General features: G+C 30.1%; 24 protein-coding genes. 10 read left to right on the forward strand and 14 right to left on the reverse strand.

What is annotated here, in order from left to right; all coding sequences use genetic code 11:
• Positions 1-122: 122 nt before the first annotated feature.
• Positions 123-818, reverse strand: coding sequence for a DUF4294 domain-containing protein (locus tag R3X25_RS14225; protein ID WP_317675623.1), 696 nt, complete (start codon positions 816-818; stop codon positions 123-125).
• Positions 819-928: 110 nt separating this feature from the next.
• Here R3X25_RS14225 and R3X25_RS14230 point away from each other — a divergent pair, with 110 nt between their 5' ends.
• The 5 genes from R3X25_RS14230 to R3X25_RS14250 all read left to right on the forward strand — a co-directional run bounded on the left by R3X25_RS14230 (position 929) and on the right by R3X25_RS14250 (position 6,375).
• Positions 929-2,014, forward strand: coding sequence for a M42 family metallopeptidase (locus tag R3X25_RS14230; RefSeq protein WP_317675624.1), 1,086 nt, complete (start codon positions 929-931; stop codon positions 2,012-2,014).
• Between the two features lie 54 nt (positions 2,015-2,068).
• Complete coding sequence (locus tag R3X25_RS14235; protein ID WP_317675625.1) at positions 2,069-2,614, forward strand: NUDIX hydrolase; 546 nt, start codon at positions 2,069-2,071, stop codon at positions 2,612-2,614.
• Positions 2,615-4,531 (forward strand): DUF294 nucleotidyltransferase-like domain-containing protein, encoded by a 1,917-nt coding sequence (locus R3X25_RS14240; protein WP_317675626.1) that lies wholly within the window; start codon positions 2,615-2,617, stop codon positions 4,529-4,531.
• Position 4,532: 1 nt separating this feature from the next.
• Entirely contained in the window at positions 4,533-5,201 is a 669-nt protein-coding gene (locus R3X25_RS14245; protein ID WP_317675627.1) for a 3'-5' exonuclease, read from the forward strand.
• A gap of 304 nt (positions 5,202-5,505) precedes the next feature.
• Positions 5,506-6,375: an acyltransferase gene (locus tag R3X25_RS14250; protein WP_317675628.1), complete on the forward strand. Its 870-nt coding sequence runs from the start codon at positions 5,506-5,508 to the stop codon at positions 6,373-6,375.
• 257 nt (positions 6,376-6,632) lie between these two features.
• On the opposite strand, the gene R3X25_RS14255 is transcribed toward R3X25_RS14250, so the two are convergent.
• On the reverse strand, positions 6,633-6,836 hold the full coding sequence (locus R3X25_RS14255) for a hypothetical protein (protein ID WP_317675629.1): 204 nt from the start codon (positions 6,834-6,836) through the stop codon (positions 6,633-6,635).
• Positions 6,837-6,995: 159 nt separating this feature from the next.
• Between R3X25_RS14255 and R3X25_RS14260 the strand changes: the two genes are divergently transcribed.
• From R3X25_RS14260 to R3X25_RS14270, 3 genes are read left to right on the forward strand one after another with little or no spacing between them, the layout of a single operon-like run.
• Positions 6,996-7,751: a hypothetical protein gene (locus R3X25_RS14260; RefSeq protein ID WP_317675630.1), complete on the forward strand. Its 756-nt coding sequence runs from the start codon at positions 6,996-6,998 to the stop codon at positions 7,749-7,751.
• Complete coding sequence (locus R3X25_RS14265) at positions 7,751-8,146, forward strand: DUF5675 family protein (protein WP_317675631.1); 396 nt, start codon at positions 7,751-7,753, stop codon at positions 8,144-8,146. The genes R3X25_RS14260 and R3X25_RS14265 overlap by 1 nt, the downstream gene beginning before the upstream one ends.
• Positions 8,147-8,149: 3 nt before the next feature.
• Positions 8,150-8,383 (forward strand): hypothetical protein, encoded by a 234-nt coding sequence (locus R3X25_RS14270; protein WP_317675633.1) that lies wholly within the window; start codon positions 8,150-8,152, stop codon positions 8,381-8,383.
• A gap of 239 nt (positions 8,384-8,622) precedes the next feature.
• On the opposite strand, the gene R3X25_RS14275 is transcribed toward R3X25_RS14270, so the two are convergent.
• The 5 genes from R3X25_RS14275 to R3X25_RS14295 form a co-directional block, all read right to left on the reverse strand.
• Positions 8,623-9,336: a hypothetical protein gene (locus tag R3X25_RS14275; protein ID WP_317675635.1), complete on the reverse strand. Its 714-nt coding sequence runs from the start codon at positions 9,334-9,336 to the stop codon at positions 8,623-8,625.
• Positions 9,337-9,523: 187 nt separating this feature from the next.
• Positions 9,524-9,925 carry a hypothetical protein gene (locus tag R3X25_RS14280; RefSeq protein ID WP_317675636.1) on the reverse strand — a complete coding sequence of 134 codons (402 nt, stop codon included), beginning with the start codon at positions 9,923-9,925 and terminating at the stop codon, positions 9,524-9,526.
• A 32-nt stretch (positions 9,926-9,957) separates the two neighbouring features.
• Positions 9,958-11,913, reverse strand: a complete 1,956-nt coding sequence (locus R3X25_RS14285) for a hypothetical protein (RefSeq protein WP_317675638.1) — start codon at positions 11,911-11,913, stop codon at positions 9,958-9,960.
• 261 nt (positions 11,914-12,174) lie between these two features.
• Positions 12,175-12,528 (reverse strand): DUF2493 domain-containing protein, encoded by a 354-nt coding sequence (locus R3X25_RS14290; RefSeq protein ID WP_317675639.1) that lies wholly within the window; start codon positions 12,526-12,528, stop codon positions 12,175-12,177.
• A 115-nt stretch (positions 12,529-12,643) separates the two neighbouring features.
• Positions 12,644-13,048 carry a DUF6943 family protein gene (locus R3X25_RS14295; RefSeq protein WP_317675640.1) on the reverse strand — a complete coding sequence of 135 codons (405 nt, stop codon included), beginning with the start codon at positions 13,046-13,048 and terminating at the stop codon, positions 12,644-12,646.
• Positions 13,049-13,325: 277 nt separating this feature from the next.
• Between R3X25_RS14295 and R3X25_RS14300 the strand changes: the two genes are divergently transcribed.
• Positions 13,326-13,655 (forward strand): helix-turn-helix domain-containing protein, encoded by a 330-nt coding sequence (locus tag R3X25_RS14300; RefSeq protein WP_317675641.1) that lies wholly within the window; start codon positions 13,326-13,328, stop codon positions 13,653-13,655.
• A gap of 254 nt (positions 13,656-13,909) precedes the next feature.
• Positions 13,910-15,373, forward strand: a complete 1,464-nt coding sequence (locus R3X25_RS14305; protein ID WP_317675643.1) for a hypothetical protein — start codon at positions 13,910-13,912, stop codon at positions 15,371-15,373.
• 915 nt (positions 15,374-16,288) lie between these two features.
• Here the strand turns inward: R3X25_RS14305 and R3X25_RS14310 are convergent.
• The 7 genes from R3X25_RS14310 to R3X25_RS14340 all read right to left on the reverse strand — a co-directional run bounded on the left by R3X25_RS14310 (position 16,289) and on the right by R3X25_RS14340 (position 26,215).
• Positions 16,289-17,251, reverse strand: a complete 963-nt coding sequence (locus tag R3X25_RS14310; RefSeq protein ID WP_317675644.1) for an ROK family protein — start codon at positions 17,249-17,251, stop codon at positions 16,289-16,291.
• Positions 17,252-17,267: 16 nt separating this feature from the next.
• Positions 17,268-18,884, reverse strand: coding sequence for a sodium/sugar symporter (locus tag R3X25_RS14315; protein ID WP_317675646.1), 1,617 nt, complete (start codon positions 18,882-18,884; stop codon positions 17,268-17,270).
• 33 nt (positions 18,885-18,917) lie between these two features.
• The gene (locus tag R3X25_RS14320; RefSeq protein WP_317675647.1) at positions 18,918-19,907 is read right to left on the reverse strand and encodes a T9SS type A sorting domain-containing protein; all 990 of its coding nucleotides are present in this window, start codon (positions 19,905-19,907) and stop codon (positions 18,918-18,920) included.
• Between the two features lie 83 nt (positions 19,908-19,990).
• Positions 19,991-21,466 (reverse strand): glycoside hydrolase family 30 protein, encoded by a 1,476-nt coding sequence (locus tag R3X25_RS14325; RefSeq protein ID WP_317675648.1) that lies wholly within the window; start codon positions 21,464-21,466, stop codon positions 19,991-19,993.
• An 8-nt stretch (positions 21,467-21,474) separates the two neighbouring features.
• Entirely contained in the window at positions 21,475-22,941 is a 1,467-nt protein-coding gene (locus R3X25_RS14330; protein ID WP_317675649.1) for a glycoside hydrolase family 30 protein, read from the reverse strand.
• Positions 22,942-22,982: 41 nt separating this feature from the next.
• Complete coding sequence (locus R3X25_RS14335; RefSeq protein ID WP_317675650.1) at positions 22,983-24,728, reverse strand: SusE domain-containing protein; 1,746 nt, start codon at positions 24,726-24,728, stop codon at positions 22,983-22,985.
• Between the two features lie 11 nt (positions 24,729-24,739).
• The gene (locus tag R3X25_RS14340) at positions 24,740-26,215 is read right to left on the reverse strand and encodes a RagB/SusD family nutrient uptake outer membrane protein (protein ID WP_317675651.1); all 1,476 of its coding nucleotides are present in this window, start codon (positions 26,213-26,215) and stop codon (positions 24,740-24,742) included.
• Positions 26,216-26,235: the final 20 nt, after the last annotated feature.

Genomic DNA, 26,235 nt, shown 5'->3' on the forward strand with positions numbered 1-26,235 from the left:
AGATATCTGACTTAAGTCACTGAATACATGCCTTGTAAAATATGTAAAAAATTTAAGGGTTTAATTTTTTCGTAAAAACGGACATACAATATACTTAATTATTTTTAACTAAACAAATTGTTTTACTGTTTTTTAGAGACTGGATCAATTGGTGCGTGGACATGTTTTGTACTTAACTCAAGATAATTAAAATCTAATTTAGAAGGTTGTTCTTCTAAAGTCCCACTCAAAAAAGCTCGTTGTAATATATCTTCAACTAAAAAATCTTTATAATTATTTACAGGATCGTAAGTATCCTTTAATGATAATTTAAACATTTTAGCTGTAGTATTGTACCAAAAAGCTTTCCAACCACTTCGTAAATTCTTTACTAGATCAAATGCTGTTTCACCAGTTTGACGATGAATAAGCTTAATTAATATTCTTCCTTCTGTTCTTGTTAATTTTTTTAGTTGATCTGTAAACTCTCCTTCAATATATTTTTGTACTCTTTTTGTATATCTTCGTTTTTTACTTTTTGACTTTATACTATCTAATCTTTTATTAATTACCTCTAACCTATCTGCTGCCATTTTTGCATAAGGATAAGCTTTTAGTGTTTTTTTTTGATACCAATAATAATATCTTCTATCGTAAGTTGTTTTAAATTTTAATTTCTTTAGTAATTTTACTTCCTCTAATTCTATTAATAAGGTGTCGCCTTCAAAAACAATATAGCGTTCACTTAACGGAATTGAATCTACTTCTTCTTGACTATATATATATGTAGAAGAAATTATTAGTATTATAATAAACGTTTTTTTTAAAACAGCATTCATTCATTAAAAATTTTAACGATTCAAATTTACAATATATACTATAATGTATAAAAGATTATTTTATTACTTATTAATTGATTTTAGTATCTTCGTTTTTTAAATAAAATGAAATGGCAAAAAAGATAATTAATAAGAAGTCTCTTACTTTTTTAGAGAAATATTTAAACAATGCTGCTCCTACTGGTTATGAAAGTGAGGGTCAGAAAATTTGGATGAACTATTTAAAGCCTTATGTTGATACTTTTATTACCGACAGCTATGGTTCTGCTGTTGGAGTTATAAACCCTGATGCAAAATTTAAGGTTGTAATTGAAGGACACGCTGATGAGATTTCGTGGTATGTAAACTATATTACACCTGAAGGTTTAATATATGTGATTAGAAATGGAGGAAGTGATCATCAAATTGCACCTTCAAAAGTAGTTAACATTCATACTAAAAACGGAATTGTTAAAGGTGTTTTTGGATGGCCAGCAATTCATACAAGAATTGGCGGAAAAGAAGAAGCTCCAAAATTAGACAATATATTTATTGATGTTGGTTGTAAAACCAAAGAGGAAGTTGAAAAATTAGGTGTACACGTTGGTTGTGTTATTACGTATCCTGATGAATTCTTTATTTTAAACAAAAACAATTTTGTTTGTAGAGCTTTAGATAATAGAATGGGTGGTTTTATGATTGCTGAAGTTGCTCGTTTATTAAAGGAAAATAATATTGAGTTGCCTTTTGGATTGTATATTACAAACTCGGTTCAAGAAGAAATTGGTTTACGTGGTGCTGAAATGATTACTCAAACTATAAAACCTAACATTGCTATTGTTACAGATGTTTGCCACGATACCACTACTCCAATGATTGATAAAAAGAAAGAAGGAGAAACAAAGAGTGGTGACGGACCAGTAATAAGCTATGCTCCTGCTGTTCAAAATAATTTACGTGATTTAATTGTTGAAACTGCTGAAGCTAAAAAGATACCTTTTCAACGTATGGCTTCATCAAGATCTACTGGAACAGATACGGATGCTTTTGCTTATAGTAATGGTGGAGTTCCATCTGCATTAATAAGTTTAGCTCTACGCTATATGCATACAACTGTAGAAATGGTACATAAGGATGATGTAGAAAATGTGATTCGTTTAATTTATGAATCACTATTAAATATTAAAGAAGGAGAAACTTTTAGTTATTTTAAATAAAAAACTCTTTAAATCCTCTCTTATTTAAGGGAGGATTTTTCTTAATCTAATTTAATGGATGAATTAATAGACATATTAAATGCTGATGGAAAACCATGTGGTGAGACTTGTATGAAATCTTTTGCTCATAAAAATGGGCTTTTTCATGCTAGTGTGCATATTTGGATTTTTGATGAGCACAACAATGTATTAATTCAAAAAAGAAAAGAAAACAAAGATACTTTTCCAAACTTTTGGGATATTTCGGTTGCTGGACATATTTCAGCAGGAGAACAGTCTATAATTTCAGCAATTAGAGAAATTGAAGAAGAAATTGGTTTATCTGTTACTGCAAGCCAGCTTGAATTTATTGATACCTTCAAAAAAAAAATAATCCATTCAAAAGAATTAATAGATAATGAACTTCATTATATATATATGTGTAAATTGAATTTTAAGTTGAGTAATTTAAAAATTCAGAAAGAAGAAGTTAGTGCTTTAAATTCAATAAAATTAGTTCAATTAAAAAGAGACATAAAAAATAGTACGTTAAAATTTGTTCCTCATGGAGCTGATTATTTTAAATTGGTATTTAAAGCGATTAAAAAATATAATATATAGATGAAAAATACGATAGTTTCACGCGTTCAGCATTTTTTAAAAAAATATCCCCCATTTATAAAATTACCTACAGAAACTTTAGTAGAGATTTCTAATAATGTAGAAATTCAATATTTTGAAGAAAACCAAATTATATTTAATCAAAATGATACTCCACATAAACACTTTTATATAGTACATGAAGGATCTGTAAGACTATATAGATTTGCAGAAGGTAGAAAGCATGTGGTTGATATTTGTGACGAAGGAGATTTGTTTGGTTTACGACCTTTAATAATGAAGGAAAATTATTTAATGGGAGCAGCTGCAAATGAAGAGACCATTGTTTATGGTATTCCTATTGAAGATTTTAATAATATTATTTTAAATTTTCCTTTAGTTAGTCAGTTTTTACTTGCAAGTTTTGCTACAAATACCAGAAATCCATTTGAAGACAAGCACAAAGGGAAATTATTTGCAAATATCTCTGCTATTCAAAAAGTTGAAAATTCTTTTTCAGAAACACAATCAGTAAAATACACTAAAAATCCTATTACCTGCTCTAAAGAAACTTCAATACAAGAAGCTGCAATAATTATGAGTAAAATGGTAATTGATTCAATTATTATTACCGAAAATAATATACCCATTGGTATTATTACAGATAAAGATATGCGTACAAAAATTGGTACTGGACTCTATCAAATTACAGAGTCTGTATCTAAAGTTATGAGCTCTCCTGTTGAAACTTTTAAAGAAAATTTAAGTGTTGCTGAAGCTCAAATTGCAAGGCTTAAACATAAAGTATCCCATTTAATTATTACAAAAGATGGAACCCCATCAACTGAAGTTGTTGGAATTATTACTGATCATGATTTAAATGTTAGTTATGGTAATAATCCAATGTATTTAATGAAAGAAATTAGAAATGCAAAGGATTCAGAAACTTTAAAATATGTTAGAACAAAAGCCACCAATTTAACAAAAGCTTATTTGGAACAAGAAATACCTATCTATTTTGTTACCAAAGTTATTTCTGAAATTAACAATGCAATTACCAAAAAAGCAATTCAACTATCTATAAAAGAATTAAATCAAAAACCTCCAGCAAAATTTACTTGGCTTGCAGTTGGTAGCCAAGGAAGGCAAGAACAATTGCTAATGACGGACCAGGACAATGCATTAGTTTTTGAAAATGTACCTAAAGAAAATTATGATAGTGTAAAAGCATACTTTTTAAAACTTGCTACTAAAGTAACTGAAAAACTTCATATAGTTGGTTTTGAATATTGCCCTGCTAATATTATGGCTAGTAATACAAAATGGTGTTTAAGTTGTGAAGAGTGGAAAATGCAATTTAAAGATTGGATTAAAAATCCGGTTGCTGAAAAAATATTGTTAAGTATTATATTTTTTGATGTTGAATATATTTATGGTGATAAAGAATTACATTCACAACTTTCAAAAAGAATTTTTAAATACATCAAAAAAAATCAAATATTTTTAAGTTTTTTAAGTAAAGCTACATTAGAAAACCCTGCACCATTAGGCTTTTTTAAACAGTTTTTAGTTGAAGAAGATGGTGAAAATAAAGATAATTTTGATATAAAATCAAGAGCTATTAGACCATTGGTTGATGCTGCCAGAATTTTCTCCCTATTGTATGGAATTCATGAAAACAATACGATTGCACGTTATGAAAAATTGATGGAAGTGGAACCTCAAAATAAAGAAATTTTTGAATCTTGCGCCAATGCATTTAAAATTTTATTGCAATTTAGAACTTTACAAGGCATTTCAAATAATGATTCGGGAAAGTATGTTGATATAAATAATTTAAGTAAAGCCGATAGATTAAAGCTTAAAAGTTGTTTTAAACCTATAAAAAATATCCAAGATTCACTAAAATTACGTTTTAGTGTTTCAAAAATAAATTAAAATGATTCGATTTTTCAAAAGAAAAAAACAACCTATATATTGGAAAAATTACGTTTCTAAAGTTGAGAACTGTACAAAATATGCAAATTTCGAAAATATTAGATTTGTTGCTTTAGATACTGAAACTACAGGTTTTGATTTTAACGAAGATAGAGTTTTAAGTATTGGAGCTATTGCTTTAGAATCCAATAAAATTCTTGTTAAAGACTCTTTTGAAATATTTATTAAACAAGATGTATTTAAAAAAGAATCCGTAAAAATTCATGGAATTAGAAAAAATGGATTAGAAACCAAATTTGAAGAAGAAGAAGCTCTAAAACAATTTCTTGAATATTTAGACGATGCAGTTATTATTGCGCATCATACTGCTTTTGATGTTACTATGATTAATCAAGCTTTAAAAAGATACAATGCTGGTCCGCTAATTTCAAAATCATTAGATACCAATTATATTCATAAAAAAATGTCCAATTCTACTGAATTTAATAAAATTTTTAGTTTAGACGAATTGTGTGTAATTTACAACGTAAAACCATACGATAGGCATAATGCTGCTGGAGATGCCTTATTAACTGCACAAGTTTTTTTAAAGCTTTTAGGTAAGTACAAAAAAAATAATGCATTAAACTTAAAAAACCTAATAGATACTTCATACCCATTTACTCAATAGATTCTTTAGTTAAAAAATATAAAATTTAAATTAGTAAATTTTATAAATATCTATAAATACACTTAAATATTAAATTAATTTTTTTTTTAAAAAAAGAGTTAATGCGAATTACCAAACTAGATGGGTTACGAGGAATTTTTAGCCTTATGATTGTTTTTTTTCACTATTCCTAAAAATTCCTTCCAGACTTTATATATACTAATTTTTTTATTAGACAATCCTATACTTTTGTTGATTTCTTTTTTGTGTTAAGTGGGTTTGTTATTGCATACAACTACAACACCTTAAACACTAAAAAAGAGTTTTGGGTATTTTAAAAAAAAGATTTATTAGACTCTATCCGCTTTTATTTTATACAACAATAGTATTCTTATTATATATGATTGTTTTGATTATATTCCGATCTGATTATTATAACAATACAGATTTTATAACTATTTTATACTATAAAGCAATTGATACCTTATTATTTTTAAATTCTACACCTATATTTTCAAATACGTATTTAGGTTTAAATGAGCCTTCTTGGTCTATATCAAGTGAAATGATATCTTATCTACTTTTTGGAGCAATCTCATTGTTTTTTATAGGAAAGGAAAAAAATATTACTTTGATATTGATTATAATTGGATCTGCTCTTTTTGTTATCTGGAAGAAGGAGTTCTTTTTTGGAGGAGATTTTGGATTTATTAGAGGCTTTATTTCATTTAATTGTGGCTACTTTATTTGGTATTTCTCAAAACTAAACTTTAAGGTTAATAACCTATTCGAATATTTAATACCGATACTCCTAATTATTATTTTTTATAATCTAAACCGATACTCCAATAATAATGGTTATTTATTTGCCCTAGTAACTATACCTTTATTTTATAGTTTCTCAATTTTTATTTTATTAAAAACAAATGGTTTTATTAGTAAATTTCTAGATAGTAAGCCTATACTTTTTTTAGGGAAAATATCATACTCTATTTACCTCAACCATATGATTATTCTAATATTAGTGCCAAACTCACTTTTTAGTTTGTTACAAATTCCTAAAAATGTATTTAATGAAATTATAGTTCTAATAATTACAGTTGTTTTCATATTATTTTACTCAAAATTCACTTACTTAATTATAGAAACAAAAGGTGGAAAGTTTCTAAAAAAGATATTGCTAAAATATAAATAACCCATAAAAACTATGAATACCTTTTTCCTTCAAAACAAAAAAGCCTTACTAAAAATTAGTAAGGCTTTTTGTGATCGCGACAGGATTCGAACTACGTCTAAAATCCCTTTATTTTACTGCTATTCAGCTACTTCTTGTAAAGGTTGTTGACCGATTTGTGAAACAGTCAATTAATCTACTTTATTGAAATTTAACTTTCAATTTCCTTATCAAATATAAGAATTTACACGCTAAATTAATACAAATTACACTAATATTTATGATACTTTTCTCAAGTATTCATTAACAATTTCAAGTTTAATACCACTATATTCTGCAAATTCTTCTGAAGTAATGAATTGATGTTTTTGTTTACCAAAGTGTAATTTCATTGTATTTAAAAGTTTACGTCCATAGCGTTCACTTCTTCCAGTGATACATTGAATGTCTTTTGGGTAAATACAAGCTCTTACTATCTTCATTTTAATACTCTATCTATACTTTATCCTACTAGTATTTATACTTTATCTATACACCCTTAATTGTATTAAAAAGGACGTTTACGGAATGGATGGGTTTCGTTTTTTTAATTCTTTTATAAAGATACCTTCATTTGTTTGAAATTAAAAATTTATAACAATATGGCTAAACAAACCGGTATTATTAAATTAAAAGGAACCATTGGTGGAATTTCCTTTTACAAAACGAGTGATGGACACCTTGCTCGCGAAAAAGGTGGTGTGGACAAATCTAGAATTGCAAATGATCCTGCTTTTCAAAGAACTCGTGAAAACGGTTCTGAATTTGGAAGAGCTGGTAAAGGTGGTAAAGTTCTTCGAAATGCGATTCGTATTCTTTTGCAAAATGCAAAAGACAAAAGAGTGGTTAGTAGATTAACCACTGACTTATTAAAAGTAGTTAAAACAGATACGACCAACGCTCGTGGATTGAGAACTATTCAAGATGGGGTTATGAGTTCTTTAAAAGGATTTGAATTCAATTTGAATGGTAAACTTGGTTCTACGTTGTTTGCTCCTTTTTCAACTTCTTACGATAGAGTTAGTGGAGATATTTCTGTTGACTTGGCTGCTTTTGCTCCTGCTGTTAGAATTGCTGCTCCATCTGGAACAACACATTTTAAAGTGGTAACTGGAGCTGCTGAATTGGATTTTGAAAATGAAGCTTCTTCATTTGAAAATGATGAAACTGCTATTTTACCTTATGACAATGCAAATACAGCTGCTATTGGGTTAACTGTAACTGCACCTGCAAATTCTGTTCATCCAGTATTTATTGTATTGGGAATTGAATTTTACCAAGAGGTAAATGGACAAATGTATTCGTTGAAAAACGGAACTTACAATGCTTTATCAGTTGTAAAAATTGATACTGTATAATGGAATTGGTTTTACATAGAACCTATTTTGAAAAGGGCACGAATAGTGTCCTTTTTATTAATTCTAAATTTTTAGGGTTTACTATTGAATTGCCCTGGAGAAAAAACCAAAAATCTGTTTCGTGTATTCCTGAAGGTACTTATAAATTAAAACCTCGCTTTTCAGATAAATTTAAACATCATTTAATTCTTGAAAATGTAAAGAATAGAAGTTTGATATTGATTCATCCTGCAAATGATGCATTAAAAGAATTACGTGGTTGTATAGCTCCTGTAACTTATTTATCTGGAATTGGAAAAGGAACTACATCCAAACTATTATTTCAAAAAATTATTTCGTTGTGCTACCAAGCTTTTGAACGAAAAGAACAAGTAATCTTAACCATTAAATCATAACTTATGAACTTAAAAGAACGTTATAAAAAACCTACTCCTCCATTTTTTAGAAAATTAAGAAATATTGGAATTGCATTGGCCACTGCTGGTGGTGTTATTATTGCTGCTCCAATTTCATTACCTGCAGCTGTAATTACTGTTGCAACGTATATGACTGTTGCAGGAACAGTAGCTACTGCTGTTAGCCAAGCTGTTGTTTCCGATAAAAAGAAAAACCAAGAAGAAATTATTGAGTAATTTCTATGAATAATGATATTCAAATAAAGTCTGGGGTTGTTGGTGGGACTTTATTATCCACTGTATTAAATATTAGCTTGAACGATGTTATTTTTACTATTGTTATGGCTGCTATTGGTGCAGTGGTTAGTTTTTTTGTTTCTTATTTTTTGAAGAGATTATTTTCAAATAAATAAAAAGCCTAGCTAAATTTTTAGCCAGGCTTTTATAAACGTTGTTGGCTACTGGCTTTTATCACTTTATTGAAAACTAATGTCTGCTATTATCTTGAAATAATCACAATTCGTACAATTGGTACTTGTTGTTAATTCTTTCTCTTCAGCAATAAATTCTGTAGAAGAAAAATCAGGGTATAAATCAATAAATGGTTCAATTTGAGTAACCAAATTATCGTTTCCATCATAAAATTCTATAATATATCCCGAGAAATTACTGGGTTTGTCTGTAATCACGATTGTGTTACCAGGATAACTTACATTCCAATCTGTTGTACTTGGGAAAACAGAACTAATATTTTGTTGGGTTTGTGAGGTGTATGTATATGTGTAATTTGAAGTTTTTAATATTTTAAAATATAGAGAGTTATAACTTTGTGGCACGTCATCTAAAGTAATATTGTTCAGTTTTAAAAGACTTGGGCGAATGATATTTATGGTTTGTTCAGTTTGTATATCAAATTGTTTTGATTTCAGTCTAATAGTGTATTCTCCAACTCGATTAGCGCTAAAATTTAAATCTTTTGTAGTAAAAGTTTTAATTTCACTACTTGAAATAACTTCCCAAATATATCCTCCGTTTTCATTTGTTGTGGTATTCGTAGCTTTAATGTCAGAAGATGCAATAGCAATATCATTTTCAAGATTAAAAGACAGATTTGGTTGAAATTCATCAGAATCTGATGAGCAACTGTTTAGCGTAATAATAGCAATTGTAAGTAATAATAATTTTTTCATTTTCATTTTTGTTATTAATTTATATTTGATTTTGTTGTCAGCTTGTTGCCAACGGTTTTGTGTTATGATTTCGTTGCGATAATGTCGTAAGACTTATCGTAAAAGAAATCGAAGTTTAAAGTTAAGATTATTTGTCGTAAAACGACAAAATTTAGCAATGAATTATACACAGTGTTAGCAAAAGTATTTAATCACAATTACCATTACAAGGTTCTGCGTTTTCATAATCTTGTTGAGTAAAAGTAAATGTTACGTCTGTACCTGTATAAAAAAAAGGATTTCTATCATTTTCTGTCGGAAAAGTTAAGATTTTTTTTCTTTCATTATTATAATTAATTATGATTGAATCACCTTGGAAAAACACAGCAAAATCATACCCTCTTGGAGGTAAGTCATCCTTAAATGATTTTGTTAGTTCATCCCCATATTGCAAATCAATTGTAGTTGGAGTATCTCTTTTAGGGTAACTATTCCTATATGAGTTTATTTTAATGTTTTTTCCGCTATTATTAATTATAGTGTACTCATAATAAGTACCTTCACCCTGGTCTGTACCACAGCTAATTAATACTAACATAATTAAAGTCAAAATTAGATTTTTCATAGTATTGTTTTAATAGTTTAATCTGTCCAGTTTCCAAATAGTTCATCTAAATAAATACTCGTTGGATTACTGTAATCATTTTTAATATTATCTCTCCACTCATTCCAATATCTTGCACCTACAAGAGCATCTTCAAGTTGTTTAATGGTATAACCACTAACTCTATCAAACGGATAGGAACTTCCATAGCCACCGCTATATATTGAAGCACCTTGATTAAAATTATCTAACATATCCCACCCACATGACGTATAATGATTTTCAGATGCTACAGTTTTTCTCTGAAAGTTACGCAAATCAAAACCATCAGAATTACCGTATTCATAGTCAGTCAGACTAAATTTATTTCTATAACGATCAACAGTTAACATTATTTCCACAGTTGTTGGCCAAGTCTCTAAAAGTCTCCTATTTCTATTTTTAACTTCTGAACTTCCAGATAAAAAACTATCTCTTACAAGATTGTTATAAGATGAACTATCAACTTCCCAATGGGCAGCATGTGCTAATTCGTGAATTGTAGTTCCATAAACATTATCTGATGATCTACCATATGCTTTTATATGAATTTGTGCTGAAAGACCAAAGGTTAATTCACTTCTCAGATGAGAGAATGAAGAAGGAATTCCCCAAGGAGCACTCTCTCTAGCAGCAATTTTCATTTGTCTTTTGAAAAAAGCATTTCTAGGAGGAGATGTTAACCCGAACCTGTTACCATAATAATACGTATGTGCAGCAGAATGTATCATTCCATGATATTCGTCATCCCCACCTTTAATATTTTTATTCCAAGGTTCATCTTTCACCTTTGGCCCTCTTGTTTCTGCTTGGAATAACGAACCATTTCGTATGCTGTAATGATATCTTTCCCATTGAATTACATACCTTGCTTTTCCTCTAACTGAACCTGTATTAAAGTTACCGTTACTATCAGTTATACCTTGTCTAATAGTAAACCATTGTCTCATTAATACTTGAGCTCCTTCTAAAGGTACGTATTTACCTTGAACTGTACTTGTAGAGTATATGTAAACAGCTCTCTGACAAATATTATCATCTATAGGATCAATTCTAGCATTCTCTACTTTAACATATGGGAGTAATTCATCAGGAGCAGGAACAATTTCTCCCGTATCACAATTATAATATTCCCAATGGCTAAATGTTTGGGTAGTTGTAGTTGAAGAGCCCGCATTGTCATCCCAAATTTTTAATTTTCCTGAAGGATACCATTTGCTACCAAAAATCCACCAAGAATTTGTAGTGTCGCCTTCAGGCATTAATTCTTTTTCATTGCCAGTAAGTGTAAAAGCTTCCATTAGTAAATGACGCAATAAATCTTCATTGTTTCCTATTTCTCCTTGACGGGTCATAGCTTCTGGTTCACTAGAAATTTCATAAGTATCGAAAAATGGATCTTCTTCTGGAATGTACAAATTTTCAATTATTTCTGATGCTACTCCGCTTGGAAGAATTTTCCCAACAGGTACAGCGGTGTAATATTCAGGAATAGAATCATTATCAGGAGTCCTATTATCTAAATATGTATCAGAAAATTCATAATCTAGAGGATAATCAAAAACGTGTAAATCATCATCATTTTTAATCAAACTTTCTTCTTCGGTATTTTGAGGGGTAAACTTTACATAATAATAGGTAGTATTAAACTCTAAATCATTAATGGTTTGCTCTAATCTACTAGCGCTAGTTCCTTTAGTTTTAATCTTTTTTTCTTTAAGGTTTTTCTTAATGTTTTCAAGAGCTTTATTCATATTCTTAACTGAATAAGGATTTTTTAATTTTTTAGCTCCCTTAAATTTCTCGTTTTTACTCTGTAAACTTTTATCATTAATTTCAGAGTTTACATTGTTTTGTTCATCTATAAAATAATCATCTTTTTCACAGGAAATAATCAATAATCCAATTAATATTGGACACAATAATAATAGTTTAAATTTTTTTAAATTCTTCATAGATTTCAATTTTTAGGTTAATATATTAAATTAATTGTTCACATTTTTATCAATATTTTTGCTAACTTGTTATATGCTAACTAATTCCACTATTTACTAGGTTAAAACAAGGCATAAACCAAGGTTTTCACCTATTTTAATAAAATTAATATGATATAGCTTGCAATTATTTTGCTACTAAATTACAGTAAATGAAATTATATATCAATAAAATCTACTTATTTAAATTGAATATTGATATTATTAATTTTAAAATGTTATTTAATTACAACTAATTATTAAATGTAAACCCAATTGCCCTGCTAATTCAATCATATTTTTAGTACCTCTACTTTTTCCATCCCAAAAGGCAATTAATGTGTCAGCATAATTTGCCATTTGTTCATTGCGTTTTGGTCCTGCAGCTTTACCAAATTTATTCCAGTCTGCAGGAAATTGAGTTATTTTATATCCTCGTTCTTTTGCGTATTGCTCTCCTAGTTTGTCGGCTCCTCTGTAATAGGCTCCAGAAATAATTTCAATATTGGTTTGATCCTGGAGGATGTTATCACATTCTGCACATATTTTTTTATAATCATTGAAAGTCCGGCTTCCTGCTATTATTAGTTTCATCATTCTAGTTATTGGTTGTTGGTTTTTTGTTGTTGGTTTGGATTCCTGCCTACGCAGGAATGACACCTGGCGTCTAGTTATCCCCTGTGTCCCCCTTTGAAAGGGGGATATTTATTTTTTAAGACCTCAACAAAGCAATTTTTAATTGCGCTATTGTTGAAAGTTGCTGTTTTAAATTGGCTTCAAAAGCATTTATTTTTTTAAGCTTTTCAACTTTAATTTGCCATTGTTGCTCTTGGTAGTTTTTTAGTGCTGTATTAATCACATTTTTAGCATCTGAAATACATATAAAAGGGATAACACTTCCTTTTAAGTAGTAGCCAAAAAACTTTCCAATTTTTAGTGATAGACATAAATAATAAAGTGACTCCCGGCTAACTTTTGAATTAGTTGTAATTACAAAACAGTTTGGACAAGGTTGCTCCATAGGCTTACCACTGTTTAAGCCTTTACATAAAATAAAAAAGTGCGGTTTGTTATAGGTTCTTCCGCTTCGGTGGGTTTTGATTTCATAAGTTGACATAGTTCTCCATTTAAAATTATGCGCTTCGCGCACATAATTTTTCGGAAGACAAAAGAAAAAAGATAGCCACAGCTAGGTTGTGTGGATAGGGCTGTCAAGGTTTTTGGGAAAAACACTACCTATATTGACAGTTGAAATTATAACTAAAAATATAGTGAGGTGGAGGTTTTTTTCAAAACCCGTAGGGCTTGACCTTGAAAGGCTGAAAGCGGCTGGAGATGGAAACAACCGATATTTGCTATATTTTTTATTTTTACTTGTACTAAATTTTATTCTTATGGAAAATCCTTTTGAAATTATTGTAGAAAAACTAAATGCTATTGAGAATCGAATTACATCAATTGAAAACAAACTGTTAACATCAAATGATACTTCAAAAACAGTATTTGAAATAATGAGTTTAAATCAATTATGTAAGTATTATGACTTCCATAAAAGTTTTATTTACAAACTAACTTCTAATCGAGAGATACCACATTATAAAAAAGGAAAACGCTTGGTATTTAAAAAAGATGAAATTAATACCTGGCTACTAGAAAATAAAATTAAAACTATGGATGATTTACAACGTGAAGCAACATTATATTCTATTCGAAAAAAAAAGTAACTACTAAAATTATAACTGATATTGAAGCTAGAAATCTATTACTAGAAAAAGACTTTAAAGTTGATATTGGTCTAAATATTTAAAAAAATATAACGTAAAATAAATTCATACATCACATTACCAAGATCTATATACTATAAAACTGTTACCCTAAAAGCTTAAAAGAAGCATTTGCATTTAAAATACTCATTATGAGTATTTCAACAGGAATAGATTAAGTTTATATTTGATTCTACTAACTAAAAAACATTACCATGAAAAATTATTTATTTTTATGTATTCTAATTGTGCCTTTTTTTATCTTCAGTCAAAATGATAATACTGAAGACCATTACCAAGAAGTTTTAAGAAAGTATAAAAAAAGCTTAAACAAAGAACTTGATAAATATGAACAAAAAAACTATGCAATTCAGGAAAAACTTTTGAATGAAAACATTAATAATTACCTGAAAAGTGTCATTTTTGGAAGTAGTGAAACAAATACAAATGCTGAATCCTTTAGTTTTTCCTTAAATGATGACAAAACAACCATAACAACTACTACACTTGTTCCCCTAAATAAGTCTATAGGTGAGAAACAAGCTTTCCTAAAATTAGGATTATTTGCCTCTGGAAAAGGAAATTTATTTGATTTGTATTCCAAAGAATCCTGGCAAAATGATGTAGGATTTAATGCTGGAATTATATTTAAATTTAAAGGAGGTACCTATTACAACAAAAGTAAGAAGCCTATATTAAATGAAAAAAGATTGGTTTACGCTGACTCCTTGATTTTTAGCAAAAAATTTAAGAAAATTGAGGAAAGAGATAAACTAAAAGCTGAATTAGATTTTGCAAAAGCAAAAATGAAAGCTAACAGAGATAAATGTGATAAAGACTGTCAGAAAATTGTTGATGAAGGAATTATAAATTTTAAAAATATTAATGATAAGTTTGAAAAAAAAGGGATAAAAAAAGTGTATGACAGTCTCGTAAAAAAACAAAACATCTATAATATTTTAGATAAAGAACTTATTTCCGGATTGCCTAAAGATGAATTATATCTGTTTGATAAAAAAAATGATATTACAAACGGATATTCTTTATGGTGGTTTGACTTTAATATTAATGGAATAAACTCTTCATACAACATTAAAAATGATAGTATCCTCACAGAGGCTATTCTTTCCTCTTTAGAGCTTGAAAAGTTTAAGAGAAAATTTAGATTAGGAACACAAATTAACATTAATTATACTAAAAATAACTACAGCTTATTTTATGCACAATTAGGAGCATCTCTAACATTTGGAAACCTTTTAGATAATAACTCAATAGTTGGTACACCTAAATTAAAATTAGAGGAAGATGACTATTTTTTAATAGATGACGAAGAAAATATACTTGGAAAATATCGACATTTAGACAGTAACAATACTTATGGTGGGATAAACTTTTATTCAAGTTATTTTTTTACATCTAAAAAGAATATTGGAGTTAGTTTAAGTTTTAAACATCATTATATTATCAATTCTAAAAACAATGATTATTTTAAGAGTAATTTCAGCCTTCTGTTTGGCCCCGTTTTTAGTAATGTAGGAGAAGATAATTTTACGAAAGCGACGTTTGGATTAGAATTTGGTTTTGAAAATGAACCGTACAATACTAAAATAAATGACGAATTTATTGCTCGATTGAAAGTTGGTATTCCTTTCAACGTATTTAAGAAGAAAAAATCATAAATCATATAAATATTTATCTATCAATATAGCAGGTAATCGCGAAGCATTTAAGCGAGCCGCCGGCGAGTTGAACGAAGGGTGTTGGGGCAAAAGTACGTTGCCGTAGGCATAAGTACGTGCAACAATTACGTGGTACACGCAAGGTGGCGGTGTTTTTGAAGCTGTTGGGAAAACAAGGGCAATTTATGTAGTGAGGAATGAAGGAATGTTGTGTACTTTATTTTGGTTGGTAGTTTTTGGTTTTTAGCTGTTGGTTGGTTTGGATGATAATTATAGTTTGAAATTAAATTTTATAAAGTACCATAGTGACAAATGAAGAAGGAAATACATTGCTCTTGTGCGCGTTTGCAATATGTAATAAATCCGTTGTGTGTTATTCTACTGAATTATTATTGAGAAAATCAAACATCAAATTAGTTGAATTTATTTTACTACTTGCAACGGTTTATTTTATATGCAAAATGGCTGCTATCAAAAACTGTGACACCTGATTAGCCCGGAGTGAGCAGCAGGCGAGCCAAAATAGTGTAATAGCGGTTTGACCTTAATTCATATTCTTGCGTAGCAAAACCTAAAAGGATTTTAAGGGCAAAAGATAGCTATGCGTGAGGAATACGTGGAGTGTGTGAAATAAAATAAATAAATTGTGCTAAATGAGGACTGTGGACGAATTAGTGCTATTTATGGTATATGCAAGGGATAACAACCCCTGCGCCGTTGGCACCTCCCCTTTCAATGGGAGGAGTTATATGTTTTTCTATTGAATGCCCTTGCAAATATATTTTATGAAACAAAATGGAGCGTATTGCGAACACCTTATTACCTGCACGAATGTTTGTATTTTGTTCTGATGTTTGTTGTGGAAATGGATTACTTTGCACCTAAATATTTTTGAAATTTTTTGTGCATTATCATTTAATTATTTTCAATCCAAACCAAAGAACTTGCGCCCAAAATTGCTGCGTCACCACCATTTAATTGTGAAGGAATAATTTTTACTTTATTTCTATAAATAGGAAGTAAGTGTTTTTCCATACTTTCCACAGTTGGTTTAATTATAAAATCTCCAGCAGCTAAAGGACCGCCAAAAAGAAAAATAGCTTGAGAATCAAGATGATGAATTGTATTAGCTAAACCAATTCCTAACCAATAACCTGTTAATTTGAAAACTTCAATGGCTAATAAATCACCTGACTTAGCGGCATTATAAATAATTTTTGAATTTAAATCAGCTAATGAATAATTTGACAAAATACTGTCCGTATTGTTATTTTGGGCTAAGAGCTCAAAAGCTGTTCTTTTAATTCCATTTGCTGAACAATATGCTTCTAAATGTCCTCTTACTCCGCACCCACATAACCTACCATTAGGTTCTATTAGCATATGACCACATTCTCCTGCAAAGCCACTATGACCATATAGTAAATTCCCATTCACAACTATACCGCTTCCAATTCCAGTTCCAAGTGTAAACATAACAAAATCGTTAAAATCCTTAGCTCCACCATAAATCTTTTCTCCAAGTGCAGCGGCATTTGCATCATTGGTAAGATGAACTTTTTTGATATTTTGAAATTTCTCTTTTAATAAAGTTACAATAGGCACTTTACCTTTGAATGATAAATTTGGAGCATAATCAATACTTCCATCATAATAATTCCCATTTGGAGCACCAATTCCAATTCCAACAACCTCAGATGAAGTAAATTTATTAATTAAAGCCTTCATTGTTTTCACTATATCATCTAAATATAACTCAATAATCCCGTGTTTTGGAGTTGGAATACTTTGCTTAATTAAAACTTTGCCTTCTCTATTGGTTAATCCAATTGCTGTATTTGTTCCACCAATGTCAATACCTATTGCGACTTTGTTCATAATCGATGTTTTGTTTTTACCAGAAAAGAGCGTATAAAGCAACTAAAATAAGCATTACTGTAAATGCTCCAATATTGAATAAAGGACTTGTTTTAAATAACTCTTTTGTTATTTCAATTCCTTTTTCATCATCTTTTCCTTTACGTTGAATTAAACTAGTGATTATAATTACTACCATTGTTAAAACAGCTGTTAATCCCATTTGATCCATCCAAGGCATTGTTGTAGCTTTAAATAATATCGCTATTGGAATTGACGCTAAAGCACCAATAATTGCTGCTTTGTTTGTTGTTTTCTTCCAGAATAAACCTAACATGAATACTGCTAAAATACCTGGAGATACAATTCCTGTATACTCTTGAATAAATTGGAAAGCCTGATCAATTCCTCCTAAAAGTGGAGCCATAATACAAGCAATAACTAAAGCAACACCTGCAGAAATTCTACCTGTATTAACAGTAGCCTTATCACTTGCGTTTTTATTGATGTATTGCTTATAAATATCCATTGTAAAGATTGTTGAAGTTGAATTCAACATTGATGCTAATGAAGATACAATTGCTGCCGCTAGAGCAGCAAATGCTATTCCTTTCATACCTGTAGGCAAGAATTGAAGTAACCAAGGATAGGCTTTATCAGCTTGATCTGAAGTTGGCATATTTAATTGCCCTGCTTCACCTAAGCTTGCCATAATTTCTGGATCATTTACCATTACATAAGCCGCAATACCAGGAACCACTACTATCACAGGAATTATTAACTTTAAGAATGCCGCCAATAAAATACCTTTTTGAGATTCTTTTAAGGATTTAGCCGCTAACGTACGTTGAATTATGTATTGGTTGAAACCCCAATAATATAAGTTTGCCACCCATAATCCACCTACTAACACCCCAATTCCAGGTAAATTTTGAAATTCAGGATTAGATTCATCTAAAATCATTGCAAATCTATCAGGAGCTGCATCATATACAGTTTTAATACCTTCAATAACTCCTTCTCCTCCAGAAACTGTATTCAATGCTAAATATGTAGTTACTAAACCACCTAACACTAAAAATATAACTTGAATTACATCTGTCCAAGCTACTGCTGATAATCCTCCATATAATGAATAAGCTGCTGCAAACAAAGCCAAACCTATAACACCATAAATCATTGGAACACCCATAATTGTCTCTAAAGCTAATGACCCTAAATAAAGTACCGATGCTAGATTTACAAACACATACAATCCAATCCAGAAAACAGCTAAAATTGTTTTTAAGTTTGTTGAAAATCGTTTCTCAACAAATTCTGGAATAGTATATAATCCTTTTTCAATAAAAATTGGCAAGAAGTATTTACCTACTATAATTAAGGTTAACGCTGCCATCCATTCGTAAGATGCAATTGCTAAACCTAAAGCAAAACCAGAACCTGACATTCCAATAAATTGTTCTGCTGAAATGTTAGCCGCAATTAAACTTGCACCTATCGCCCACCAAGGTAAACTTTTACTTGCTAAAAAGTAGTCTTCTGCGTTTTTCTCGTGTCCTTTTTTATCACGCGAAACCCACAATCCAACTCCTAGAATCAAAATAGCATAGGCTATAAAGATTACGTAATCTAATAATTGAAAATCTGTTGTCATATCAACTCTATGTAAATATCTTAAGTTATTTAACTAATACTTTATAAATTTATAATTTTGCACTCGATTTGTTTCATCACTAATTCTAGCAATATATACACCAGTTTTAAAAGCACCCATAGATATTATTTCTTCATTTATATTGGCATATGTTTTTGAATTAATCAATCTACCAGAAATATTATAAATATCTACATTTAACTTTCCTGTGTTTGAATATTTAATATCCTTAATCTTCAATCCAATCTCTTTAATATAAACAATACTATATTTCATAAAATTATTCTCATCAACACTTAGTGAATAATTACATCCATTAAAAACATCATACAAACTTTCACCAGAAGTTGAAACTGTAACTAATCTATTTGATCCTGTTACGGAAGAACAACTATCATTAAGTGTTTCATCAGTACCCCAAGTATTCCCATTCAGATATTTGTACTCAAAATCTATAGGATAGTTTTCCGGTGTTGGAAACCTCAAAGTAGCACTATGAATAGCTCCATTTACATCTGGCAATGATAGATTACTAGTATTCCAATCATTAAACCAACCAGTTATATGAACTCCATCTCCTGAAATTGTACTTTCACTTGTCATATCTACATTAAACATAATTGAAAACCCAGTACCTTCACTATTACATCCATTAAAAGGAACTAACTCTAAGTCAACGTCTAACCCTGAGTTATTAATGTACAAAAACCTATCACCACTTGATGTAGCACAAGGATAGTTTGCTTGCTCTTCAGTTCCCCAAGAACTACCATTTAAATATTTAAAACGATGCCATCCTGTATCCAAAAGAACCGTAACAGAATAAATACCTGTTGCCCCTTCTTGAGTTAGTTGAGTGCTTGAAGTATTCCAGCCATTAACCGTTCCAACTATATGCACACCATCAGCGCTAACTGTTTCAGAAGACATATCCACTTTAAAGGTTACATTCACTTGTGAATATACTTGCAAAGTCATAAATAATGACACTAATAAAAAGCTTAATACGTAATTTTGTTTCATTTTTTTATTTTTTATAATTTTCTAAAATGCAGAAGTATATTTCTTCCACATTTTAGAAAACAGTATTATTAAAAATTATTAGATTAATAAATAATTGATTGCATTGAATGTGGAGCTATTTCAAGAGAAGTCTCCTTATCTCCAACCAATAATTTATATACAATCGTGTTGTCTGTTTTATTCATAGCAACAGTAACCATTGAATTATCAGGATTTCTAAAAGTTGTACTTTCTAAAGTACTTCTTGATGAAGTTGTACTAACTCTTACAGCACCAGGTTTAATAAACTTTGAAAAATGACCAATATAATAATACGTGGGTGTATAAATTAATTCTCCATTTTGAGTATCAGCGTGTATGGGTGCAAAACAAAAATTACTTACGTGATTTGGCCCACCTTTTTCATCTAATAAAATATTCCAATCTGTCCAACCAACGGTTCCATTATTAAAATCATTAATCATAGAATTTCCATAACGTTCGGCATTAGACCAACGTTGATATTGTGCTGGATCAAAAGCTTCTTGACATCCTTCTGTAAATAATAAATTCATTGAAGGGAAAGACTCTTTAATATTTTTTAAATTATCATATTTAGGCGCTCCACCTGTCCAAGTTTCATACCAATGAAAGCCAATTCCCCAAGCGTATTTCATAGCTTCTGGATCTTCAAAAATAGTATTGGCTCTATGTGATATTAAATCACGATTGTGATCCCAAACTACAATGTTTTTATCACCCAATCCTTCTTTTTCAAAAGTAGGACCTAAATATTTTTTCAAGAAATCTCGTTCTTCTTCAGCAGTGTAAATACACGATTCCCAACGTTGCACCGCCATAGGTTCATTTTGAATAGTTACTCCCCAAACTGGAATACCTTCTGCCTCATAAGCCTCAATAAACTTAACGAAGTAATTAGCCCAAGTTTGATTATATTGAGATAATAGCTTACCTCCTTGAAGCATATTCTTATTGGTCTTCATAAACGCTGGCGGACTCCACGGACTAGCATAAAACACCAAATCATCATTAATAAGAGCTTGTGCACGCTTTATCATAGGTATACGCTTTACCTTATCTTTTTCAATAGAAAATGTTTTAAGTTCCTTATCACCTTCTTCTATATAAGTATGGCTTCCTAAACCAAAATCACTACTATGGATGCTTGTTCTTATTATATTGTAATTTATACCGTCTTCAGAATAATAAGCCTTCAGTAATTCCTCTTGTTTGTTTTTACTCAATTTTGAAAATACTTCCGCAGAAGCATCTGTAATTGCTCCACCTATTCCTAAAAATGTTTGAAACGTTTTGTTTGGATTTACAAAAACAGCTACTTCAGTTTCTAAAGGCTGAACAACCTTATTAAAAGTAAGATTATTAGTGAATGACAACTTTAAATCTGTGTTTTTGGTTGTTGTATAAACTTCAGCTTTATTTAATTCTATAGCTTTAGAAATTGGTATTTGTTCTTTAACAGTAGTTTCTTTCTCTACTGTTTTTGTACAAGCTATAAAAGCAAGTAATAAAAACGTTATTGATAAATATTTTGTATTCATTTAATCAATTATAATAGGTTAGTACTTACAAATGTTCCAACTGAACCTGCATCTAATGTAACTGTGATTGATTCACTTGGTAAATTAATATTAAATATTTTTTGTACATCTGTATTATTTAAAACAACTACAATAGTTTCGCCATTTGACGTTTTAAATGCAACATTAGGTAATTCACTTAAATAGTTTGAATCAACTCTTACTGAACCTGGACGTATAAATTTTGATGCGTGCGCTATTATATAATACGCTACGTTTTTAGTTACTGCATCACCATCTATAGTTAGCGCTCCTAAACATTCTGTACAACCACCATCAGTATGAGGCTCCAAACTAGAATTAGAAGCTAAATTCCATTCTAATACAGTTTTACACCAGTTTCTTGTTGCTCCAATAATCAATTCTCTTGTATGCCATTTTAGACTTTCATTAAAACTGTCATTTGACCCCACCCATTGTTCTGTGAAATACAAATTCTTATCTGGGTGCGCTGTTTTCACATCGTTTAAATTATTAATATCACCTGCATATAAATGAAATGCCGATCCATCAATATATTTGTTAGCTTCAGAATTGTTTAAAACCGAAATTGGATAATCAGTTCTATCGGCATTATGATCATAAATTATAATTTTAGTTTCAATAGAATTTGATTCAAAAGCAGGACCTAAATGTTCTCCAACAAATTCAGCTTGATCTGAAGCTTCCATTAATAAGCTTGGATTATTTTCAGGATTCAACGGTTCATTTTGAACAGTTATTGCGTCTATTGAAATTCCTTCGCCTTGCATAGCTTGAATGTATTTAACAAAATACATTGCATACACATCATAATATTCAGATTTCAAACTTCCTCCAACTGTACTTTGATTCGTTTTCATCCAAACAGGTGGAGACCAAGGTGAACCTAAAATTTTAATTGCTGGATTTATAGCTAAAATTTCTTTTAATACTGGGATTAGATTCTTTTTATCCTCGTTTATAGAGAACTTATCCATATTTACATCTGTTTCACCAGAAGCCAAATCGTTATAAGAATATGGAGCTTCATCTAAATCCGATGCTCCTATACTAATTCTTAAATAACTTACACCTATATTATTTTCATCTACACCAAAAAGTTCATTTAATAATTCTGCTCTAGCTGATGAAGACATATTATTTATATGTATTGCACTTCCTCCAGTTAAAGTATATCCAAAGCCATCAATTTCTTGATACTCTTCAGAAGTTGAAACATTAATTGTAGCATAATTATTTTCGTAATATGAAGAAATTCCTGATTCTTGTTTTGCAAATAGTACTGATTGATCACCTTTAGTTAAATAAAACGCTGTATTTACAACATCTGGTTCTGGAGGTGGTATTACATTAAAATCATCCGCTTCTTTACAGCTTTTACAACCTATTTGAATTCCCACACAAACAAGTATAATCGCTAATATTTTTGAATTAGTTATTATTTTATTTTTCATTATTATAGTTTTTTTCACCAGAATTTAGCTCTGATTTTAAATTAATTAGTTTCAAACAAGTAAGTTCCAGCAGTATAATCATTCGTAATTTCAATAGAAACTGTGTACGAACCATCTGTTGAAATATTTCTTATGTTTGAACCGCCCTTATTTGTTAAGTTTCCACTCAATGCACCGGCATCATCTGAACCAAAATCATTATCCCAAGGCGAGATAAATTTCATATCGTAATCTGCTATTAAATTTTCCGATACATTAAATTTAAATGGGTGTTCATAGGTCATTAAAAATTCATTTCTACTATCCCAACCTCCGTTTAAATCATCCCAATGAAATAGAAAAATATTGTAGTAACTCCACGATAATTTTGAATTTTCAAAATCAATACTAAATAAATATGCTTGATCTCTTTCAACTGAAATATTATCATCTCCTTCACTTAAATCAGCATTTACACTAACTTTTACGCTATCAGGAGTATCCGTAGCACCAATATTTGAAGACACCGTATAACTATTACCTGTTCCGTTGGCCATAGAATTTAAAGCTACTATATCACTTGTTTGTAATGCCATATAATTAACACTACTAAAGGTATCTCCATCCTTAACCAATTCTTCAGTCATTACATCATTCACAAATAAGAATAATGTTTCTGGTGTTTCAATTGGTCCAACTGCATTAGGGTCTTTTTCAATTGAGTACGTATAAGCATCCGCCGAAAGGTCTAAAGTAACTATCACAGTTCCCTTTATTTCTGCTGGAACATCTTCATAAGATAAACCTTGATTCCCTGCTTGAGACTCCATAATTACTTCATTTGAAGTTCCAACAACTCGTTTCATTAAATAACTCCAATAATCTCCACCAGGAACATCAGCTCTAAATAAGAACCCTCCAGTTTCTACAAATTCCATAGTCGCTTGCCAAACACCTCCACCAATATATTCAAGTGGCTCATCACTTCCCCAACCTCCAATAATTGGGCTTCCTTTCACATTCCATCTATCAAATTTTAATAATGAATACGTATTGTTTTCTAAATCAACTGTAATTTTATATTGACCATCTTCTGAAACAGTGATTGCTTCACCATTTTTTACTAACACATCATCTGCTCCACCATAATTATGTGCAGGTAATGATTGCTCACTATAGAACATAAAAGTATTTCCTGCAGTAAGACTTGTATAAACCTCATAAATATTTGATGGATTTCCATCAGAATTATCCAATCTTTTTAAGGGCGTAGCCAATGATAAATTGTCTCCACCTTCTGTTGCATTTCCTGAAACAAATATTTGAGTAGGAATAATTTCTGTTTCAAAACGAATTACAGTTAAATTTCCAGTTACCATTGTTTGTTTACTTAATGATTGCGCAACTGCTCCCCAAATTAAATTCACTTCACTTCCTGCATCATAACCTGCTAACGACAATGCTCTATCTAAATCTTCATAAGAAATAAAAGCTGATAAATCTTCTCCTCCATTGTCTGCTGTAATTTCAATTAATGGATTCTCATAATCTGGATTTTCCGCTTCTACTATTACAACTGAATAAAACACTCCATAACCTGCTGAAGAAACAGCTTCTGTCCATCCAAATGTTATTAATTCATTCGAGTTTTCTGCATCTAAAACAATTGTTTCATTTTCTGAAGGTAAAATTATTTCAGAAGTAGAAAGTTCCCATAAACCTTCCGGTTGTAAATTATCATCTTCCTTACAAGCAACAATTGAGATTGCTAGGATAAAAAAGAATACTATTTTATATATATGTTTCATTTTCGCTTATTTTATAATGGATTTTGTACTAATGCAGGATTTCTATCCAATTCTTGTTGTGGAATTGGTAATAAAATCTTTGCTTCTGTCATATTGTAATTCACTGAACTTCCAGTTCTTAAATCAACTTCGTTCAAACTGTTCATTGTAGAAACAGCTAAATTATATCTCACTAAATCATCCCAACGCTGTGCTTCTTGAGCTAATTCAAGTCTTCTTTCTTTTAAAATTGAAATTCGAAGAACCTCTTTAGATGATTTCTGTTCGTTAGTTAATTCTGGCAATGAAGCTCGTATTCTAATTTTATTCACTTCTGCAACAGCCAAATCTAATTGACCAGATTCATTTAAAGCTTCTGCTTTTAATAATACAATATCTCCATATCTTAAAATATACTGACGATCTGAACTTGCCCAACCACTAGCATTTTTCCACTTATAAGCAAATGGAATTGAAGAACCAATTTCATTTCCCCAATATTCATCAACCCATTGTACACTTTCAAACAATACTGATACATTTTTTCTCACGTCATCACCTTCTGCATCAAACGCATCAATTAAATTATGTGATGGTGTCACAAATTTCCTCCAAGAATCTCCTGATATTGAAGGAGGTAATAACAATTGCGGGCCCCAGTTCCCTTCATCTCCACCTAAAAATTGGATTTCCATAATAGACTCATCATTGTTGTAATGATTTCCATCAAACAGTTCTTCATAAGCTATTAATGTATAATTTGCTGTACTTGCCTCAACCTCCTGAATAAACATTAATGCTAGGCTATAATCTGGATTTGGTTTTTGTAAACAAGCTTTAGCTGCCAAAGCATTTGCTGCACCTGAAGTTGCTCTAGCTTTATTTACACTATTATCGTTTCCATATGTGTCTGGCAATAATGATATCGCCTCTTGTAAATCAACAATAATTTGTGTGTATACATCTTCTTCTGTCGATTTTGGAATATTAACATCTTCAGGGTTTGCAGATTTTACAGACTCTAAAACCAAAGGTATTCCTCCATAAAGTTTCACAAGATTATAATAATGATAAGCTCTTAAAAAATAAGCCTCTCCTTTTATTTGTTCTTTTCTTTCTTCAGTTAATTTAACATCTGTAACTCCATCTACTTTATCCAGTACTGTATTTGCTTTAGCAATAGCATTGTATAAATTAGACCAGCTACCATATACTTTTGAATTTGTTGGAGATACAGTCAATTCATCTATTGAAAATATTTCAGGGTTATCTCCTCCTGCATAATAATTATCTGATCTAACATCTTGAAATAACACATTATCCCAAATATAATAATCTGATGATTGAAAAGATTCATAAGCTCCAGTTAGAGCGGCTTCAATTTGACTAGCACTATTATAGGCGTTGTCTGATGTTTCTTCTGATATAGGAGCTAAATCCAAATAGTCTTCACAAGAAAAGCATATAAACGTTGTAATTAAAACAACAACTATTTTATTTAATTTCATTTTGTTCATTTTTTTAGTTT

It is taken from the genome of Lutibacter sp. TH_r2, from assembly GCF_033101135.1.
In the GTDB taxonomy this organism is placed as follows: domain Bacteria; phylum Bacteroidota; class Bacteroidia; order Flavobacteriales; family Flavobacteriaceae; genus Lutibacter.

Excerpts from the sequence above, each read along its gene's own strand:
- R3X25_RS14300 (WP_317675641.1), top strand. The coding sequence starts at position 13,326 with ATGGAAAATCCTTTTGAAATTATTGTAGAAAAACTAAATGCTATTGAG.
- R3X25_RS14235 (WP_317675625.1), top strand. The coding sequence starts at position 2,069 with ATGGATGAATTAATAGACATATTAAATGCTGATGGAAAACCATGTGGT.
- R3X25_RS14270 (WP_317675633.1), top strand. The coding sequence starts at position 8,150 with ATGAACTTAAAAGAACGTTATAAAAAACCTACTCCTCCATTTTTTAGA.
- R3X25_RS14330 (WP_317675649.1), bottom strand. The coding sequence starts at position 22,941 with ATGAAAAATAAAATAATAACTAATTCAAAAATATTAGCGATTATACTT.
- R3X25_RS14230 (WP_317675624.1), top strand. The coding sequence starts at position 929 with ATGGCAAAAAAGATAATTAATAAGAAGTCTCTTACTTTTTTAGAGAAA.
- R3X25_RS14245 (WP_317675627.1), top strand. The coding sequence starts at position 4,533 with ATGATTCGATTTTTCAAAAGAAAAAAACAACCTATATATTGGAAAAAT.
- R3X25_RS14320 (WP_317675647.1), bottom strand. The coding sequence starts at position 19,907 with ATGAAACAAAATTACGTATTAAGCTTTTTATTAGTGTCATTATTTATG.
- R3X25_RS14275 (WP_317675635.1), bottom strand. The coding sequence starts at position 9,336 with ATGAAAAAATTATTATTACTTACAATTGCTATTATTACGCTAAACAGT.
- R3X25_RS14260 (WP_317675630.1), top strand. The coding sequence starts at position 6,996 with ATGGCTAAACAAACCGGTATTATTAAATTAAAAGGAACCATTGGTGGA.
- R3X25_RS14305 (WP_317675643.1), top strand. The coding sequence starts at position 13,910 with ATGAAAAATTATTTATTTTTATGTATTCTAATTGTGCCTTTTTTTATC.
- R3X25_RS14295 (WP_317675640.1), bottom strand. The coding sequence starts at position 13,048 with ATGTCAACTTATGAAATCAAAACCCACCGAAGCGGAAGAACCTATAAC.
- R3X25_RS14325 (WP_317675648.1), bottom strand. The coding sequence starts at position 21,466 with ATGAATACAAAATATTTATCAATAACGTTTTTATTACTTGCTTTTATA.
- R3X25_RS14240 (WP_317675626.1), top strand. The coding sequence starts at position 2,615 with ATGAAAAATACGATAGTTTCACGCGTTCAGCATTTTTTAAAAAAATAT.
- R3X25_RS14265 (WP_317675631.1), top strand. The coding sequence starts at position 7,751 with ATGGAATTGGTTTTACATAGAACCTATTTTGAAAAGGGCACGAATAGT.
- R3X25_RS14315 (WP_317675646.1), bottom strand. The coding sequence starts at position 18,884 with ATGACAACAGATTTTCAATTATTAGATTACGTAATCTTTATAGCCTAT.
- R3X25_RS14255 (WP_317675629.1), bottom strand. The coding sequence starts at position 6,836 with ATGAAGATAGTAAGAGCTTGTATTTACCCAAAAGACATTCAATGTATC.
- R3X25_RS14335 (WP_317675650.1), bottom strand. The coding sequence starts at position 24,728 with ATGAAACATATATATAAAATAGTATTCTTTTTTATCCTAGCAATCTCA.
- R3X25_RS14290 (WP_317675639.1), bottom strand. The coding sequence starts at position 12,528 with ATGATGAAACTAATAATAGCAGGAAGCCGGACTTTCAATGATTATAAA.
- R3X25_RS14285 (WP_317675638.1), bottom strand. The coding sequence starts at position 11,913 with ATGAAGAATTTAAAAAAATTTAAACTATTATTATTGTGTCCAATATTA.
- R3X25_RS14225 (WP_317675623.1), bottom strand. The coding sequence starts at position 818 with ATGAATGCTGTTTTAAAAAAAACGTTTATTATAATACTAATAATTTCT.
- R3X25_RS14310 (WP_317675644.1), bottom strand. The coding sequence starts at position 17,251 with ATGAACAAAGTCGCAATAGGTATTGACATTGGTGGAACAAATACAGCA.
- R3X25_RS14340 (WP_317675651.1), bottom strand. The coding sequence starts at position 26,215 with ATGAAATTAAATAAAATAGTTGTTGTTTTAATTACAACGTTTATATGC.